This is a genomic window from Streptomyces sp. NPDC030995 (assembly GCF_055571215.1).
In genome coordinates this window covers 1-15,241 of the sequence record NZ_JBVIFS010000064.1, presented here as the reverse complement: position 1 = coordinate 15,241, position 15,241 = coordinate 1, and the positions used below count along the sequence as shown (strand labels likewise).

Annotated in this window: 17 protein-coding genes; 8 read left to right on the top strand and 9 right to left on the bottom strand. The window is 70.3% G+C overall.

Annotated features, from left to right (window positions below; all coding sequences use genetic code 11):
* Positions 1–386 precede the first annotated feature (386 nt).
* On the top strand, positions 387–1,106 hold the full coding sequence (locus tag ACZ45T_RS38435) for a DUF4232 domain-containing protein (RefSeq protein ID WP_468449017.1): 720 nt from the start codon (positions 387–389) through the stop codon (positions 1,104–1,106).
* 69 nt (positions 1,107–1,175) lie between these two features.
* Here ACZ45T_RS38435 and ACZ45T_RS38430 read toward each other — a convergent pair whose 3' ends face one another.
* On the bottom strand, positions 1,176–2,294 hold the full coding sequence (locus ACZ45T_RS38430; RefSeq protein WP_468449015.1) for a glycosyltransferase: 1,119 nt from the start codon (positions 2,292–2,294) through the stop codon (positions 1,176–1,178).
* Positions 2,295–2,560: 266 nt separating this feature from the next.
* On the opposite strand from ACZ45T_RS38430, the gene ACZ45T_RS38425 reads away from it, so the two are divergent.
* Positions 2,561–3,220, top strand: coding sequence for a hypothetical protein (locus tag ACZ45T_RS38425; protein WP_468449013.1), 660 nt, complete (start codon positions 2,561–2,563; stop codon positions 3,218–3,220).
* Here the strand turns inward: ACZ45T_RS38425 and ACZ45T_RS38420 are convergent.
* The 3 genes from ACZ45T_RS38420 to ACZ45T_RS38410 all read right to left on the bottom strand — a co-directional run bounded on the left by ACZ45T_RS38420 (position 3,208) and on the right by ACZ45T_RS38410 (position 8,620).
* A complete protein-coding gene (locus ACZ45T_RS38420; protein ID WP_468449011.1) occupies positions 3,208–6,912 on the bottom strand; it encodes a CHAT domain-containing protein in 3,705 nt (1,234 codons plus the stop codon). The genes ACZ45T_RS38425 and ACZ45T_RS38420 overlap by 13 nt on opposite strands.
* A 185-nt stretch (positions 6,913–7,097) precedes the next feature.
* Entirely contained in the window at positions 7,098–7,520 is a 423-nt protein-coding gene (locus tag ACZ45T_RS38415; RefSeq protein ID WP_468449009.1) for a CBS domain-containing protein, read from the bottom strand.
* A 200-nt stretch (positions 7,521–7,720) separates the two neighbouring features.
* Positions 7,721–8,620 carry an oxygenase MpaB family protein gene (locus tag ACZ45T_RS38410; protein ID WP_468449007.1) on the bottom strand — a complete coding sequence of 300 codons (900 nt, stop codon included), beginning with the start codon at positions 8,618–8,620 and terminating at the stop codon, positions 7,721–7,723.
* A gap of 195 nt (positions 8,621–8,815) precedes the next feature.
* On the opposite strand from ACZ45T_RS38410, the gene ACZ45T_RS38405 reads away from it, so the two are divergent.
* From ACZ45T_RS38405 to ACZ45T_RS38395, 3 genes are all read left to right on the top strand, one after another.
* Entirely contained in the window at positions 8,816–9,247 is a 432-nt protein-coding gene (locus ACZ45T_RS38405; RefSeq protein ID WP_468449005.1) for an STAS domain-containing protein, read from the top strand.
* 15 nt (positions 9,248–9,262) lie between these two features.
* Positions 9,263–10,303, top strand: a complete 1,041-nt coding sequence (locus ACZ45T_RS38400) for an NAD-dependent epimerase/dehydratase family protein (RefSeq protein ID WP_468449003.1) — start codon at positions 9,263–9,265, stop codon at positions 10,301–10,303.
* Positions 10,304–10,433: 130 nt separating this feature from the next.
* Positions 10,434–10,847: a hypothetical protein gene (locus ACZ45T_RS38395; protein ID WP_468449001.1), complete on the top strand. Its 414-nt coding sequence runs from the start codon at positions 10,434–10,436 to the stop codon at positions 10,845–10,847.
* Positions 10,848–10,931: 84 nt separating this feature from the next.
* On the opposite strand, the gene ACZ45T_RS38390 is transcribed toward ACZ45T_RS38395, so the two are convergent.
* From ACZ45T_RS38390 to ACZ45T_RS38380, 3 genes are read right to left on the bottom strand one after another with little or no spacing between them, the layout of a single operon-like run.
* Positions 10,932–11,198, bottom strand: coding sequence for a DUF4235 domain-containing protein (locus tag ACZ45T_RS38390; protein ID WP_468448999.1), 267 nt, complete (start codon positions 11,196–11,198; stop codon positions 10,932–10,934).
* Entirely contained in the window at positions 11,195–11,506 is a 312-nt protein-coding gene (locus tag ACZ45T_RS38385; RefSeq protein WP_468448997.1) for a DUF3618 domain-containing protein, read from the bottom strand. Before ACZ45T_RS38385 ends, ACZ45T_RS38390 begins: the two co-directional genes overlap by 4 nt.
* Positions 11,503–11,922, bottom strand: a complete 420-nt coding sequence (locus ACZ45T_RS38380; protein WP_468448995.1) for a phage holin family protein — start codon at positions 11,920–11,922, stop codon at positions 11,503–11,505. The genes ACZ45T_RS38385 and ACZ45T_RS38380 overlap by 4 nt, the downstream gene beginning before the upstream one ends.
* 292 nt (positions 11,923–12,214) lie before the next feature.
* On the opposite strand from ACZ45T_RS38380, the gene ACZ45T_RS38375 reads away from it, so the two are divergent.
* Positions 12,215–12,610 (top strand): ATP-binding protein, encoded by a 396-nt coding sequence (locus tag ACZ45T_RS38375; RefSeq protein WP_468448993.1) that lies wholly within the window; start codon positions 12,215–12,217, stop codon positions 12,608–12,610.
* Between the two features lie 107 nt (positions 12,611–12,717).
* Positions 12,718–12,969: a DUF6480 family protein gene (locus tag ACZ45T_RS38370; RefSeq protein ID WP_468448991.1), complete on the top strand. Its 252-nt coding sequence runs from the start codon at positions 12,718–12,720 to the stop codon at positions 12,967–12,969.
* Positions 12,970–13,069: 100 nt separating this feature from the next.
* Here ACZ45T_RS38370 and ACZ45T_RS38365 read toward each other — a convergent pair whose 3' ends face one another.
* Positions 13,070–13,309: a DUF6213 family protein gene (locus ACZ45T_RS38365; RefSeq protein ID WP_468448988.1), complete on the bottom strand. Its 240-nt coding sequence runs from the start codon at positions 13,307–13,309 to the stop codon at positions 13,070–13,072.
* Between the two features lie 270 nt (positions 13,310–13,579).
* Between ACZ45T_RS38365 and ACZ45T_RS38360 the strand changes: the two genes are divergently transcribed.
* Positions 13,580–14,482, top strand: coding sequence for a hypothetical protein (locus ACZ45T_RS38360; RefSeq protein ID WP_468448986.1), 903 nt, complete (start codon positions 13,580–13,582; stop codon positions 14,480–14,482).
* 44 nt (positions 14,483–14,526) lie between these two features.
* On the opposite strand, the gene ACZ45T_RS38355 is transcribed toward ACZ45T_RS38360, so the two are convergent.
* Entirely contained in the window at positions 14,527–14,661 is a 135-nt protein-coding gene (locus ACZ45T_RS38355; RefSeq protein ID WP_468448984.1) for a hypothetical protein, read from the bottom strand.
* Between the last annotated feature and the right edge of the window lie 580 nt (positions 14,662–15,241).

Below are 15,241 nucleotides of genomic sequence, written 5' to 3'. Positions count from 1 at the left end.
CGGCTCGTACTGGACGTACCGGCGCGGTCCGACAACGCGGCGAGGTGCCGTGCCGGGGGCCGTGACCCGGTGAACCTTTCCGGCCACAGCACTAGTGCTGTGGCGTGGGCGGCCTGGCGCTGGGACGTCGACTGGCCACCGCCCCACCTGCCCGGCTAGACATCCGGGCCGGGCATGCCACTCGGCAGGGGGCTTGCCCAGCACCACGTCTGCGGACGGTCCGGTTCTTCGGGAGTGGACGGGCCATCGCCACTTGGACGGAATGGTGACCTGCACGTACTGAGTCCGTAACGGCCCCGCGGTAAGGGGATTTCAGCCATCTCGCAGGGCAGAACCGAAGGGTCGAGCGCACCATTCGAGCCATGTGAAGGCACACGGGGGCTACCATGCGCACTGCCCGCACGTCTTGGAAGACCTACGCTCTCGGGGTCGCGGCCATCGCCGCGCTCCTCTCGTCCACGGCCTGCGAATCAGGCGGCACGGACGAGGGCAAGAGCCCCACCGCCTCCGGCACCCCCAGTGCGACCGGCGCCCCCACCCCCTCCGGTACCCCGAGCACGGCCGGCACCGCCCGGCCCGGCGGCGGGGGCACGACCGGACCGTCGCAGAGCCCGGGTGGTGGCTCGGCCGGCCCCGGCGGTGGCGGTGACACCACCATCGCGGCCTGCAACGACAACGACCTCTCGATCGCCACGTCGGGGTGGCGACAGGACTCGGGCCAGCACCTCCTCATCACGGCCACCAACTTCACCGACAAGGCCTGCACCCTCTACCACTACCCGTACGTCCGCTTCGGCATCGACATCGGTGCTCCGGTCAGTCCGATGGAGTCCAAGCCGTGGGCCATCGCCACGATCGGTCCGAAGGAGAAGGCGTACGCCGGCGTGTTCGTCTTCAAGGCGGGCCAGGAGACAAGGACCGTGACGTCGTTCTCCCTCGGCTACCAGGACCGCGCCCTCAACAGCAACAGGGATGTGGCGCCGCTCGACATCAGGTTGTCGGACGAGGTCGGCTCCCTCACTGTCGGACCCAACCCCAGGGTCACGTACTGGAACACCGATCTCCGCGCGGTCGAGGACTTCCTGTTCAGGTCCGGCAACAGCTAGGGCGATTCGTGTCCTGTGCCGAAGTAAACCGGTCCTCGTGCGGACGGCGCATGGAGAACCGCACCTGCGTTACCTGAGGGCCTCGAAGGAGGCGACGAGGTCGGTGGGGGAGGGGAGTGCGGTGATGTCGGCCTGGATGGCGGCGGCGGCCTTGCGGAGGTCATCGTCGGTGAGGAGGCGGCCGAGCAGGGCGGCGTCCACGCTGTCGCCACTCGCGCGGAGCGCGAAGCCCAGGCCCGTCGCGGCATCGACGTTGATGAAGTGGTCGGCGCCCTGCGGGAGGATCAGCTGGGGGACGCCCCGCGCGGCGGCGGTGAGCATGGTGCCGGCGCCGCCGTGGTGCACGACCGCGTCGGCGGTGTCCAGCAGTTGGGCCAGTGGCACCCAGGGAAGGGCGCGGACATTGGCGGGAAGGGCGCCGAGCGGGCTCAGGTCGGCGTCGCCGACGGCGAGCAGGAACTCGGCGTCGACGGAGGCGGCTTCGGCGATCACCCGGGTGAGCGGGTCGACGCCCGCGTACGCGGTCACCACGGTCCCGAGGGTGACGGCGATCCGGGGCCGGGAGCCACGGGCCATGAGATCGCCGGGCACCGTGCCGCCGCCGTTGTACGGCACGTAGCGGACCCGCCAGCCCGTGCCGTCCCCGCCGAGGGAGGCGGGTACGACGTCGAGGACGGTACGGGTGGCCGGGCCTTCGAGCTCGCGGGCCTGGTACTCGTCCGCCAGGAGATCAGCGAGTACGCCGACCATGGCGAAGCCGGACATCACGCCGAAGTTGTGCACTACGGCGGGTATGCCGAGTGCCGCCGAGACCAGTGGTGCGGCGGCCTGGAAGGCGGCGTGGACGATGAGGTCCGGCCGCCAGGCGGTGGCGACCGCGAGCAGGTCGTCGATGGTGCTGCGGCTGTGTTCGGCGAAGCCGGCTGCGGCCCGCCGCTGGATGTCCTCCAGGCTGTTTCCGTCTGTGACGAACTGCGGGCGGGTGCCGTCCGAGGTGCGCCGGAAGGCCTCCATCAGCGTCGAGCCGTTGCCGATCTCGACGGTGGGCAGGCCGGTCTGCCGAAGCTGGTCGAGCGGGGCCGAACCGGCGAACAGCACCTGGTGCCCGGCGGCCTGGAGTGCCTGGGCGGTCGGCACCATCGGGAACAAGTGGCCCGCTGCAGCGGGGCCGGTGAACAGGATGCGCACGTTGCTCCTTGGGATGAGCTCCTTGATTCCTCTGACAGACCGTCGAACGAAACTTCTGCTGCGTCAGTTTCCGTCGAGGTGAACGAATTTCGGCCGATTCTGACGGGCGCCCGAATCCCAAGGGGCCCACGTCCAGGTCCAAGTCCAGGTCCAGGTCCACGTCCACGAGCCAGCGTTCGGTGCCAGGAATCCGTTTCAATCGGAATCTCTTGGATTCGTCCGAGTCCGCCGAGGTGCTGGCCTACCCTGGTGCGGGGGTGGTTGACGTGGGCGGGGTAGTTGAGCGGTCGTCCTGGGTCGTACGCCTGGTGGGCTTGCCCGAGCACGAGTGGGCCGACGAGCCCAGCGCCGAGTTCGCCCGGTCCTTCTACCGGGTCGTGGAGGATGCGGGGATCACGACCGCCGCGGACCCCTTTGACGAGGATCTCGCGGCGTTCGGTGCGGCCGGCCAGTACGCAGTCGCCGATCTGCAAGGTGAGACCCGCAGAGGCGCCGGAGCCCCCGATGTGGTGCTCGCGGTCTGTGTCTTCGTCGGGATGGAGGGCGCGAAATGGGTCCTCACCACGGTCTGCGACGAGGTGTGGCGGCCACTCCGCTCCCGGCTCGCCCGGCTGCTGCGGTCTCGATCCGGCGCGGCGCGGGGAGACGAGGGGGCGGCGCCACAGGTGGTCCTGCGCACCGTCGTCGGAGAAGGGCAGGCGGTGGTCGAGGTGACGGTCGAGGCCGGAGCGGAGGGTGACGCCGAGGCTCTCGCGGCCCTTGTCGAGCAGTTGCAGCGTCACGCCCTGACGGGATTGACCGAGCAGGGCCTGACCGGCACCGTCGTGCGCTACGCCGTTTCGGGCACAGGGACGGTGAGCGAACCGTCGGTTGTGCCGCTGCCCGAGGAAGACGGATCGGACGCGCGCTCCGATCAGACACCGTAGTAGCAGAACGCCGCCCAGTGGTGCGGACGGGCGTGCGGTCGCGCACCATCCGGCACCATCGGTCCGGGAGCCGCCGGGGCCCCGGCGCCGAAGCAGGCCCGCTTGTCCGCAGCTGTTCTGTCGCGCACCTGCTGCTGTGCGCGTCGCAGCGCCTGGGCGAAGGGAAGTCGTTCACTGCCGCGGGACAGATCGTAGAAGGTCGTCATCAATTCGATGGTCGGCTGGTTGGGCACCGACCACTGCGAGCCGATCACCGCGGGAATGCCGGCCTGCAGAAGCCCGGCGGGCAGTCCGAGCACCTCGTCGGGCACATCGCCACCGATCACGGCCGTCTCGCACGCGGACAGGACGGCGAGGCGGGTCCCGGACAGGTCGGCGAACATGAAGTCCGCCACCGTCAGGAGCGCATCGTCCGCCATGACCAGCCCGCTGTCCAAGGGGCTGGCGAGGTTGGCAGCGCCGTGGCAAACGAAGTGCAGGTACCCGAAGTCCGCGAGCGAGGACAGCACACGAGAACGCGTCGCACCCTCATGGAGGATCACTTCCCCCTCCCCGAGGGCGATCGCGATCTGTCCTTCCTCCAGGGCCCCGGGCAGGCGCTCACCGCTGGTCGGAAGGGGTTCGATCACCACGAGGGTGCTGCTGTTGACCTGGCCCGGTGACAGTGCCCGGGCCGCGGTGAGCGCACGCGCGTTGACTGTGTACGTGAGGAGCAGTTCGTCCAGGGCGTAGCGGCGTCCGGTCGGCGCTGCGGAGTCGCGGGTCCAGGCGGCGTGCAAGGGAAGGATCCCCAGGGTGCCGGTGGGCACGAGAACAGCGTGCGGGACGTCTCCGAGCGACTCGATCAGGGGACCCATGGCCGTCTGCCACAGCCAGCCCGCGACATCCTCCAGTACGGTCGGCCAGCGCCCGTCGGGATCATTGCGGGCGGCGAGGAGGCGATGGGCGTGCCGGGCGGTCTCCGTTTCCGTCAAACCGGGGAGATCCACGTGGCGCACCGTGCCGTCGCCCCCGACGATGAGCGCGGCCCCGCCGAATCGAGTCGCCATGACATACACCAGAGGCGCAGGGTCGGCCGCGGCCGCGATGTCGGCCATCGACGGGGACGAGTACGGGTCTGCCATGCCGTCCAGCGCACTGATCCGGTCCATGACGTGGCGGAGCTGCCCACGCAGGCGCTCGGCCCGGATCCGGTTCGGTACGCGGCCGGCCCGCGCCGCGACCAGATCGGACTGCTCAACGAGCCGTAGGGCAGCAGTGACCTTCTCGAACTCGTCGGCGAGATCGCCGTGTCCAGCCTCCCTGAGGCGGGGCAGGTCGACCCGGCGACCGGCGAGCAGTTCGGACAGCACGCAGGCTCGGCCCTCTTCCAGGGTCAGGACCGCGTCCGTCAGGGCGCCGGTCCGCAGCAGCGCATAGGCGCCTTCGGCGCAGGTCAGTGCGCCGCTGCGCAGCCAAGCCGTCTGATGGTCGGCCGCTTGGCGGCTCCGCACACGATGAAGCAGGCCGATCGTGGTCCGGTAGGCATCGGCGCTTGCTCCCCACCGTTCGGCGGCGCCTTCCAGAGCTCCCAGGTGGCTTCCCGCCCACAGGGCTCTGACGTGGTCTCCGGAGCGCATGCACTCGGTCAGGGCAGTGCGCAGCTCATCGGGGTCGACCTGGTCGGGACGGTGCTGGTGAAGCATGGTCAGGCGCAGGGCTGCGGCGTACGCGCTGGACCGATCGGGTGGGCTGCTCCTCATCGCGGCGGGCGTCGCCGGCACCTGCTGATGCGCTTGCAGCTCTTGCGTGAACTGCTGTCCGACCAGGTCGAGACATTCTTCCAGCTCGGCCAGCTTCGGATGCTCCTGCGGACATACGTCCACGGCGTTCTGGAGTGCGGCGACGCTGGCACTCAGGTCGGCGAGGCTCCCGGTGGCGCTGGAGGCTTCGAACAGGGCGTGACCGTGCTGCTCGTACAACGAGACCAGAACGTTCACCGCAGGAGGCGTCGGCGGCTCCGGATTGTCCGGAGCAACGGCGGCCAGGAGGGGACCAAGCAGCAGAAAGGCGCGCCCGATGTCGGCCGCCGATCCACTCCGTCCGTGGCGGTGCAGCAGCAGGGAAGCCAATCGGATGGAGGCCTGCCACTCCTCCTCGGAGTTCCGGTGACGGCACAGCAAGGCCTCCTCCCTCATCACGATCGCCCGGTCCGTGTCGGCCAGATTGCCGCTCCTGGCCGCTCGGTGCTGCAGCGTATCGGCGGCCAGTCCCAAAGCTTCGGCCCGAAGCTCGGACGCGGGCTCCGCGGCGTCGATCGCGCGCTCCAGCAGCCACATCGCTGCTTTGAAGGCGGCCGGTTCGCTGTCGTCGATCCTCTCCAGAGCTTCCAATGCGGCCTGCATGCTCTGCCAGTAGCCGGCTTCGCGCATCTGCCTGATCAGCGCTTTGTCCACGACCTGCGCAGAAAGTCCGTCGTCGCCGATATGGATGAGGTGGGCGCCCGGATCCATCCGTTGGGCGTCGTACAGGTCGAGTTCCATCAGCGCCGCTCGGGTAGCCGCTCTCACGCCCACCTCGCCGCAGGCGACGAGGAGGCGCCGCCTGCCTTCCAGGATGAACATCTCCCGTTCCGGAGCGGCTTCGCCGTACTCGGCTATGACATCGTCGAGCACCTGAAGTCCGAGAGGGTCGCGCAATTCGGGGTGATCGGTGACCAGGGCCTCGACTTCGTCCCAGTACGTAGCAGATAGCAGACTTGCCAGAAGATGCCTCAGGTCGCCTTCGTGTCGCTGCACCATCTCGGTGAACTGACGCATTCCGTCGGTGACGTCGAGCAGTTCGCCCTCGGGATGACCGGGTATCAGCCAATCGTGAGGCATGCGTCGACCGAAGACCGCGATGTACTCGGTGAAGAGTTCCGTCGCCACCGTGGAGTCCTGTTGCGCCAGTGCCCGGCCGAAAGACAGGTCCGCCACGGTCTGTTCGATCCGTTGCCAATCGGTTTCGGGGCTCGTCCCGGCCAGCAGCAGGGCTCCCCAGAGGGCTGCCTCCCGACAGTCTTCCGGCAGATCGCTCGTGGGGATGAGCGCTGCATAGCGCGCGGCCGTCTGAGAGTTCAGGCTCGGAGACTCCCGCAGCAGCCTCAGCCGGTCGCGCAGGGTACGACCAGGTCCGCAGAAGTCCCCGGCCCATGCGGCCGCCGCCAGCCACTCGGCGTCCCGCGCCAGGTCCTCCAGAGCGCAGCCGCGGTCTTCGAGCTCCCTGTTCCACGCCAGGGTCTGCCCGATTCCGGCGTGGACTCCCACGCTCAGACACCGGCGGACGAAGAAGCTCTGCATCGTCATGGCCGCCGCCGAGTGGTGGTCTCCGGACTCCCGAAACGCCTCGGCGTGATCATCCATTCGCTGCGCCACCGGAGGCGCAATCAGGCCAGGGTACTCGGCGAGCAGTTCGCGCAGCCCCTCGCCACTGCCCACCCGCTCATCGGCGTTGATCGTTCTGATCAAGGCATCGACGTCGTTGCAACCGTCCACCATGACCACCGTGTCGAAGGCGATCTCGATGCCGAGCCTGCGGGCGTACTTCAGCTGCGCCATGCGCAGACGCCACTGGCCGGCCAGCAGGGGCTCCAGCCGTCGGCCCTCTTCCTCGACCTGCAGTACGAACCGGGCATTGACCAGGCCGACCAGCTCGGGATGATTGACCAGCACGGACCGGGCTTCGGTCTGAGACCGCACGGAGCAGTAGTGGCGTAACAGGTCGGAGAGGTACGCATCTCGGTGTGTTTCCGCCGGTGTTGGCACCCGACCACGTTAGCGCGTCCATGACGGTGCGCATTCGAACGATACGTCGAACGCGATTGCCGAGGGTTCTTGGGTTCTTGGGGTCAAGGGCGTCAGTCGTTGGGCTCGGCGGCCGCGATGGCCGCGAAAGCCGAGCCGGGATCCCGTTCGACCGTGAGGTCGCCGAGGGTGACGACACCGACGAGTTCGCCGTCTTCGGTCTGCACGGGCAGGCGCCGCAGCGCGTTGCGGCGCATGAGATCGATGGCCTGGTCGACGTCGTCACTGGGTTTGACGGTGACGGGCTCGGTGCTGCAGACGGCATACACGGTCGTGTCGGCGGGATCCCTGTTCTCGGCCATGGCCCGCACGACCAGGTCCCGGTCGGTCAGGATGCCGCGCAGCCGGCCCTCGTCGACGACAAGGACATCACCGATGTCGGCATCTCGCATCAACCGGGCGGCCTCCGCCAGCGAGGTCAGCTTTTCGACGGTCACCGGATTCCCGGTCATTACCTCGTGGACTCGGCGCGTCATGAATCCTCCCACTGCTGGAAACGGATCCCACCTGGCGCCTACCCACCCCGGCGAGCGGTAAGCGCGCTGCTCCGGGCATCTGGACGCCCGATGGGTGGGCTGTCCGGGTGAGCGCAAGCGGAGGGTCCTCGGCTCGTGATCGATCCTTCACTCTGCGTCGCCGGGGCCGCGAACGCACACGCGCCACGCCGCGCCGACCTTCAGCGGGGTGGGGGCTGTGGGGGCTGTGGGGGAGCCGGGGGCAGGGCCCAGCGGATCGCCCGGGTCACGGCATGGCCGCCGGCGCGGGCGGCCGGCGGCGGTATCCGGGCGGCCGCAGACGCCGACCCGGTGGTGACGGCCGACCTCGCCCACGGCGGCAGGAGTTCCAGGGCTGCCCCCGCCAGCAGCATGTACGGGAGCCGGGCGGCCCCCGGCAGCGGCGGGTCGGTCAGCAGGAACCGGGCGGTGTCCAGGGAAGCCGCCGTCGGCCGCAGGGAGGGCCGGTACCCGGCCATCCGCAGCGCCAGTTCGTGCTCGTTCTCCGGCGGCCGGTCCGCACCCAGGGCCCGGGCCACTCGCGCCGTGTCGGCGAGGTACGCGTCGCGGCCCGCGGAGTCCAACGGGTGCTTGCTGTACCGCTGGTGGGCCCGCAGGAAGCAGTACGCCTCGGCGACGTGCACCCACGTCAGCAACTCCGGGTCGTCGGCCCGATACGGTACGCCATCAGCCGTCTTGCCGCGGACGCGTGCGTGGACCTCCCGTACGCGGGCCACGGCCGCCTCGGCGTCGCCGCTCGTGCCGAAGGTGGTGACCGCCAGGAAAGTGCTGGTCCGCTGCAGCCGTCCCCACGGGTCGCCGCGGTATCCGGAGTGCGCTGCCACGGCGGCCATCGCGAGAGGGTGCAGGGACTGGAGGAGCAGGGCGGCCAGGCCGCCGATGAACATCGACGCGTCCCCGTGGACCTGCCGCACCGGCCGTCCCGGAGCGAACCAGCGAGTTCCGGGAGTCGAGTGGATCCGCTCGCGGTTACGAGGCCCCTCGGGCCCCGCGACGCGCAGGAAGATCGCCTCGCCGGCTTGCCGCCTGATCCGCTGGACGGCCGTTGTCCCCCTTGCCATGCGTTCAGTATGCGCCCGGCCCGGGCCGGGGCCCAGGCCCCCGAACGAACGGCACGGGGAACGGCACGGGGCCGTCGGACCTTCCCGCGTACGGACTGAACGGGAGAGCAGGTGCCCCGAAGCAGCCATCGATCGGCCCGAGCGATTGAGAGGTGCGGCGAGGGGCAGGCGCTCCCCCGTACGAGGAGGTACGCCATGGTTGCCGAGGACGAGTCGCCCGTACCGGAGTCCCCTGCCGATACCGAGAACCGGAGACCTTACGTGGTGTCGGTAAGGGGCGACATGGATGTCGACCACGCGGACGATCTGCGTGCCGCGCTCGCCACGGCCCTCTCACAGGCCCCAGGAGGCGCCGAGATCACTGTCGACCTGCGGAATTCGTCGTTCTGCGACTCCGCGGGTCTCAACGCGCTGCTGCAAACGCGGCGAGAGGGCCAGAGTCGGGCCATGTCCTGCGGCTGGCGGCGCCCAGTCACCAGATGCTGCGGCTGCTGGAGCTCACTGGTTCGGCCGATTGCTTCCCTCTCGACCCTTCCGTGCCCGGCTGAGCACACGGAGACCGGGCACCGGGCCCCGGCGACCGAGCTACGTCCCGGACACGGCCGCTGCCAGGCGACGTACCCGTAGCGAAAGGACCCAGCCATGAACCGCCCCGGATCCCCGCATCCCGGCCACGACGGTCTGCGGGTCGTGGTCGTCGGCGCCACCGGAAACGTCGGTACCAGTGTGGTGCAGGCATGCGCCGACAGCCCGGCCGTAGCCTCCGTTCTCGGCGTGGCCCGACGCGTTCCGCAGTGGAGCCCCGCCAAAACCTCCTGGGCGGCCGCCGACATCGCGCCGCCGAACGGCCCGGACCTGGTGCCGCTGTTCGCCGGGGCCGACGCGGTCATCCACCTGGCGTGGATGTTCCAGCCGACCCACCATCCCGCCCAGACATGGCAGACCAACGTCCTGGGCAGCCTGCGCGTCTTTGAAGCGGCGGCCGCTGCGGGCGTGCCGGCCCTGATCCACGCATCCTCCGTCGGCGCATATTCGCCTGGCCCCAAGGACCGTGCGGTCGACGAGTCCTGGCCCACCCACGGCTGGCCCCAGGCCGCGTACACCCGCGAGAAGGCCTACCTGGAACGCGTACTCGACGCGTTCGAGCAATCCCACCCCGAGGTCCGGGTGGTCCGCATGCGGCCGGCCTTCCTGTTCAAGCGAACTTCCGCGTCCGAGCAGCGGAGGATCTTCGCGGGCCGGTTCCTGCCCGGTTGGCTGATGCGCCCCGGGGTGATCCCGGCGGTCCCCGACCTGGCGGGCTTGTGTTTCCAGGCCATGCATACGGATGACGCCGCATCCGCCTACCTGGCCGCCGCAATCCGGAACGTGCAGGGCCCGTTCAATCTGGCAGCCGACCCGCCACTCGACGCGGAAGTCCTCGCGGGAATCCTGCACGCCCGCCCGTTCACCTTCCCGACGGCCCCCGTCAGGGCGGCGCTGGCCGCCGCATGGCGGCTGCACCTGGTCCCCGCCTCTCCCGACCTGTTCGACGCGGTGCTGCGGCTTCCCCTGATGGACGCTGCCCGGGCCCGCACCGAGCTTGCATGGCAGCCCCGACGCACGTCGGTAGAAGCGGTGGAGGAGTTCCTGGCGGGTTTGCGTGAAGGCGCAGGGATGGCCACCGCGCCTCTGGCCGCTTGATCGGCCTGCGGGGCAGCCAGGGCAGGGGCCCTCCGCCCGAGTGAGCCGATGGTGCATGTGGCGGACCCGGAGTGCGGGAATCCCCGCGGCCTCGCAGCATGGCGGTGACCCCCCAAGAAGGAGATCCCTCATGCCCCGAAGTCCCAGCGGAAAGGACGAGATGACCAACGACGCCGACGCACCACGGCAGTCTTCGGCGGACGTGGTGGTCACGGCCGCCCACTGCTCGGAGGAATCCGCCCGGGTCCTCCTGGACGTTCTCGAGCGGGCCTTTCCGGTTTCCTCGGCGGACGGCGTGGCTGTCGAACCGGGGCCGCACGGAAAGGCCACCGTGTGGTGCACGACCGTGGATGCAGCAGACCCGGCACCCGGGCCGACAGAGACCATGCGCCTGGACGGAACCGTCCTCGTCGGTCTGCAAGGCGGCCCCCGTGCGGTGGACCGGGTCGTTGCCGCCCTCAGGGACGCCTTCGTGGTCGACGAAAGGGGGACGGTGGCGGGAGACCAGGAGAAGGAGGTCGACCTGCTGATCCGCTCCGCCTGACCTACGGGCGCCCCGACGGGGGCCGGGCGCGCCGCCCCTCAGCAACCTCCTGGCGAGACGAACGTCGGCGCTGGGCTGCTTCGTTCAGGCGGGCCAGGTGCCCGTGAGGCGCTTGGTGGCCACGGCGCCGCTACGGTCGATCAATGCCTTGACGGCGGCGAAGACGGCCCCCTGCAGTGCAGCGGCGATCAGCACCTCTCGCCACGACCGGTCCTCGTCGGTGGCGTTCGGCGCGTGGTGCTCGTGACCCAGCCGCCGCCAGATCTGCTTGAACAGGAGACCGGCCAGCGCTCCGCCGGTGGCGCCGAGAGCCAGTCCCACGGGCTTGTATGCGATCTTCGATGCCTTCACGGGGTCCTCCGTCCGACGGCCTGCCGCGCCACCAGCCATACGATGCACCCCGCGGCCACCGCGACGAGCCACCGCTCGCGCCGAAACGTCCGGGACGCCGTCCGGCCCACGTGGTGGGTGGCGACGGCTGCTTGCTCGCGTGCCTGGTGCGTGGCGGCGAGGGCCTTCTCGCGCATCTGTCCCTTGAGGTCCGCCTTGGCGGCGAGAGCCTGTATGGTCCGACCCAACTCCGCCCGGGAACCCTCCACTTCCAGACGGAGACTGTCGGTGTCCGGCTGCGATCCTGCTTCCGAGCGCGTCCTGCTCATCGGTGCACCCTTTCCTTGATCTCGGCGATGTCGGCACGCACGCTCTCGATGGCCTGCCCGGGTAGCGGCGGACCGGCCTGGCCCACCTTCTGCCTGCCGAGGCCGCCCAGTGCGGCAGCGAGCAACAGCAGGGCTCCAGCCGCGATCAGCGCGGCGCCCCAGAGCGGTACGACCAGAGCGAGAGCCGCGACCGCCGCGGCCACCAGCGCCTGCAGGGCCAGGAGCGTCGTCACTGCCGCGCCGCCGAGCAGGCCTCCGCCGAGGCCGAAGCTCCTGCCTTTGTGCCTCATTTCCGCCTGTGCGAGACGCAACTCGTCCCGCACCAGTTGTGACAGCTGCTGGGATGCCTTCGAGACGAGCGCGGCCACTGATTCGTCGCGACCGTTCGGGAGGCCGGGGTGGGTAGCGGGTTCCATCCCCTTCACCTGTCTTCCTGCTTCTTGATGTCTGCCGGCTGTTCGCGCCGTCGCTCGGGGTGCCCCACCGCTTGTCGCTCGCGGTCCGGTCCCTCCCGGCGCCTGCCCGGTCGCGCCCACCGCTAACGTACGGACCGCGCCCCGCCTGATGCGGCGCGCAGCCTGTGGACCAATCCCGCTCCGCGCGGGCTGAGCGCATCGAGCGGTCTGCCGGGCCGCGCACACATGCGAGCGCGCAGGCAGGGCAGGCGTACGCGTGAGGGAAGCCGACGCTGTAGGAAGGCGAGCGGGGATGAACGTCCGTCTGCGACAGCACCGAGATCTGGACGGGACCACGGCTGTCGCCGCCGCGCGGGAGCTCACCCGTCATTTCTTCGATGACGCCAATCGTGGCGGCCGCTCGCTGGCGCCGGAGATCAGGGACATCACGCTGCTGCTGGTCAGCGAACTCGTCACCAACGCCATCCGTCATACGGCCGACGGCTGCGCGCTCGACCTCGCGCTGGAAGCCCACGGGGTCGGTATCGACGTCACGGACTACAGCAGCGCCGAGCCGAAGAGGCGGGCGCCTGATCTCCAAGGTGGCGGGGGGTGGGGCTGGGCACTGATCAACCAACTGGGCAGCGATGTCCAGATCCGGCACAGGCCCGGCGGAAAGACGATCCACGCCCGTGTCCCGTTTGTCTGACCTGCTGGTCTGTGGGGAGTGGAGCGGCAGGGGGTGGGTAGGCGCCGGACAGCCCCAGGCTTCGCCACCCGAGGGTGACGCGAAGCCGAAGCAAGGAGGCAGACGTCATGTCCGCACACATCCCAGACCCGAACCCAGACCCGAACCCAGACGCAGACCCGCGGAACACGCTCCGACCGCACGGCGGCGGTGTACCTCCGGGCGAGACGCCGCCCGGCGAATCGAGCACCGGCTCCGGGGCCGGACCGTACCGCCCCCTCACACGTGGCTGGGCCAAGGGCCCCCTCCTGGTGATCTGCCTGCTGGCCTTGGCCTGCGCCCTGTTCTTCCTCGCCTACGCCATCGTGCTGAACACCTGAGCGGAAGCCCGGGGTGGTGGGGGCACCACTGCAGACCGCGTGAACAGTGCACGGCGGGGCGGGCGAAGCCGGACTCACCGCACGATGACCCCGGCGCGGTTCAGAACCCCTGTTCCGGCCGTGATGCGCAGGCGATGCACTCCGCGTCGATCTGGTCGGCGAGCCGGGTGAGGGCTTCTGTCATCGCCAGTACGGTCTCCGGGTCCGCGTCGGGGCTGTCGACGTCCGCCGCGGACGCCCAGTCGGCAGCCACGCTCCGTAGGAGGCCGGTGACCTGCTCGGCCGGGATGAGTAGCCCGCCTTCCTCCGTGGGGATCAGCGGGATGGGAAACGAGTGCATGAACCGCTCCTACTCCTCTGCGGTTGCGGACCCGATGGGCGCCTCTCCAGGAGGGCTACCCAGTGGCCACGGATCAAACCGGTCGATCGCCTACGGCAGCCGCCGGACCCGGACCCGGACACGAACGAGCAGCGGAGCGGTCCCGCGTCAGTGGACGCGAGGGACGGGCGGCCACGAGCGGGCCAGAGAGATCTTGGTGTCCGCTGGTCCGACGCGCGGTCGTGTGCAGGGTGCCAGCCGCTCGGTGATCCGGGCGGGAGACTTCCGGGCATGGACGTGGAGTCGGTGACGGGGGAGTTGTACGGGTTGCGGCCGTCGGAGTTCACCGCAGCCCGGGACGAGTACGTGGTCCGGGCCCGCAAGGCCGGTGACACGCAGCTGGCCGCTGCGATCGCTCACTTGCGGAAGCCCACGATCGCGGCGTGGACCACCGGTCTGCTTGCGCGGCGCAGGCCAGATGAGGCCCAGCACCTCGTTGAGCTGGGGGAGGCACTCCGTGCCGCGCACCGGACGCTGGACGCCGAACAGCTGCGGAAGCTGTCGCATGATCAGCACGTGGTGATCGGCCGGCTCGCGCGCACGGCGTGCGCTCTTGCAGCCGAGGCGGGGCAGACGGTGAGCGAATCGGCGCTGCACGAGGTCGAGCAGACCCTGCACACCGTCCTCGCCGATGCCGATGTCGCCGCGCAGTGGATGGCGGGCCGGCTGGTGAAGACCCCGGACCCGGTACTCGGGTTCACCGGGCTGGAACCGCAGCCCGGTGCTGCTCCCTCGCGACCGCCGCAGGCGGCCCGGCCCGCCCAGCCCGCCCGGCCCACTACGAAGCCCGTACGGCCTCCAGCGCCGGAACCGAATGCGGACGAGCGGGCGGCGCAGGCACACCGGGAGCGCGTGAAAGCGGCCCGGGCGGAGCTGGCCGAGGCCCGAGCCCAGGCGGAGCGGCTGGAAGCCGAGCAGGCCGCCGGCCAGGAACTGGTGGACCGCACGGCCGCTGACGTCGCTGCGGCCGAGGAAGAGACACGGGCCGCGAAGGAGCGGCTACAGGAGGCACGCGCGGCAAGTACGGACGCGGTCACCCACCACCGGGAAGCCGGGCGAGCCGCTACGGGGGCACGGGCGCGGGCGGAGACGGCGGCGCGGAAGGTCGAGAAGCTCACCGGCCACGAGGGGTGAACCGCACCGTCGCCGGGCTCTCAAGGGCAATGCGCACTGTGGGGTCAGCGGCTGGTGGTGATCCACCGTACGAGGGCCGCGTTGGTCGTGTCGTCGAGTGAGGACAGGGTGTGGATGGCTTCCAGGTCACCGGGGAGTGGTGGGATGCCGACGGCGGTCAGTGCCGCGTGCAGGTCCAAACGCCGCCGGTCCAAGGGATTCAGGGACCAGGTGAGGCGGGGGTCGGATACCGGCCAATGGGCCCGCAGAGGCTCTTCGTCGCAGGGAGGCAGTTGCCAGTCCGTATGACCTGGGCGGTCTTGCGGCGAGGCCTCACAGGCCATGGGCTTGATGGTGTCAGCGCCGGGAAACCGGTAGGGGTCGAGGTCCAGCTGAGGGACAGTGACCTCGGACGGGGAATACTGCCAGAACTCCACAAAGAACCTTCCGGGGGTCGGATGGGCCGCTGCTGCTTCCAAATAGCTCGGGGACATCGCCTGCAGTTGCGTTGGGCCCGGGCCCGGGCGCGACCCGGTCCCGCAAACCCATCTCCTCACACCATGCACCCCCCAAGACCCCACGATGGGTGCCACAGACGTGGGGTGCAGGCCTGGCGGCGTCGGGCTTGGTCTGCGCTCAGGTGTTCGGTGTGGGGGGGGGGGGGGGGGGGGGGGGGGGGGGGGGGAGGGGGGGCGTGGGGGGGGGGGGGGGGGGGGGGGGGGAGGAGGGAGGGGGGGGGGGGGGGGGGAGGGGGGGGGAGGGTGGTGTTTGTTGTCGCCT

What these genes read in the sequence shown, in the direction of transcription:
- ACZ45T_RS38435 (WP_468449017.1), top strand. Translation starts at nt 387, where the DNA reads ATGCGCACTGCCCGCACGTCTTGGAAGACCTACGCTCTCGGGGTCGCG.
- ACZ45T_RS38415 (WP_468449009.1), bottom strand. Translation starts at nt 7,520, where the DNA reads ATGACGCGCCGAGTCCACGAGGTAATGACCGGGAATCCGGTGACCGTC.
- ACZ45T_RS38410 (WP_468449007.1), bottom strand. Translation starts at nt 8,620, where the DNA reads ATGGCAAGGGGGACAACGGCCGTCCAGCGGATCAGGCGGCAAGCCGGC.
- ACZ45T_RS38405 (WP_468449005.1), top strand. Translation starts at nt 8,816, where the DNA reads ATGGTTGCCGAGGACGAGTCGCCCGTACCGGAGTCCCCTGCCGATACC.
- ACZ45T_RS38400 (WP_468449003.1), top strand. Translation starts at nt 9,263, where the DNA reads ATGAACCGCCCCGGATCCCCGCATCCCGGCCACGACGGTCTGCGGGTC.
- ACZ45T_RS38395 (WP_468449001.1), top strand. Translation starts at nt 10,434, where the DNA reads ATGCCCCGAAGTCCCAGCGGAAAGGACGAGATGACCAACGACGCCGAC.
- ACZ45T_RS38385 (WP_468448997.1), bottom strand. Translation starts at nt 11,506, where the DNA reads ATGAGCAGGACGCGCTCGGAAGCAGGATCGCAGCCGGACACCGACAGT.
- ACZ45T_RS38380 (WP_468448995.1), bottom strand. Translation starts at nt 11,922, where the DNA reads ATGGAACCCGCTACCCACCCCGGCCTCCCGAACGGTCGCGACGAATCA.
- ACZ45T_RS38375 (WP_468448993.1), top strand. Translation starts at nt 12,215, where the DNA reads ATGAACGTCCGTCTGCGACAGCACCGAGATCTGGACGGGACCACGGCT.
- ACZ45T_RS38370 (WP_468448991.1), top strand. Translation starts at nt 12,718, where the DNA reads ATGTCCGCACACATCCCAGACCCGAACCCAGACCCGAACCCAGACGCA.
- ACZ45T_RS38365 (WP_468448988.1), bottom strand. Translation starts at nt 13,309, where the DNA reads ATGCACTCGTTTCCCATCCCGCTGATCCCCACGGAGGAAGGCGGGCTA.
- ACZ45T_RS38360 (WP_468448986.1), top strand. Translation starts at nt 13,580, where the DNA reads ATGGACGTGGAGTCGGTGACGGGGGAGTTGTACGGGTTGCGGCCGTCG.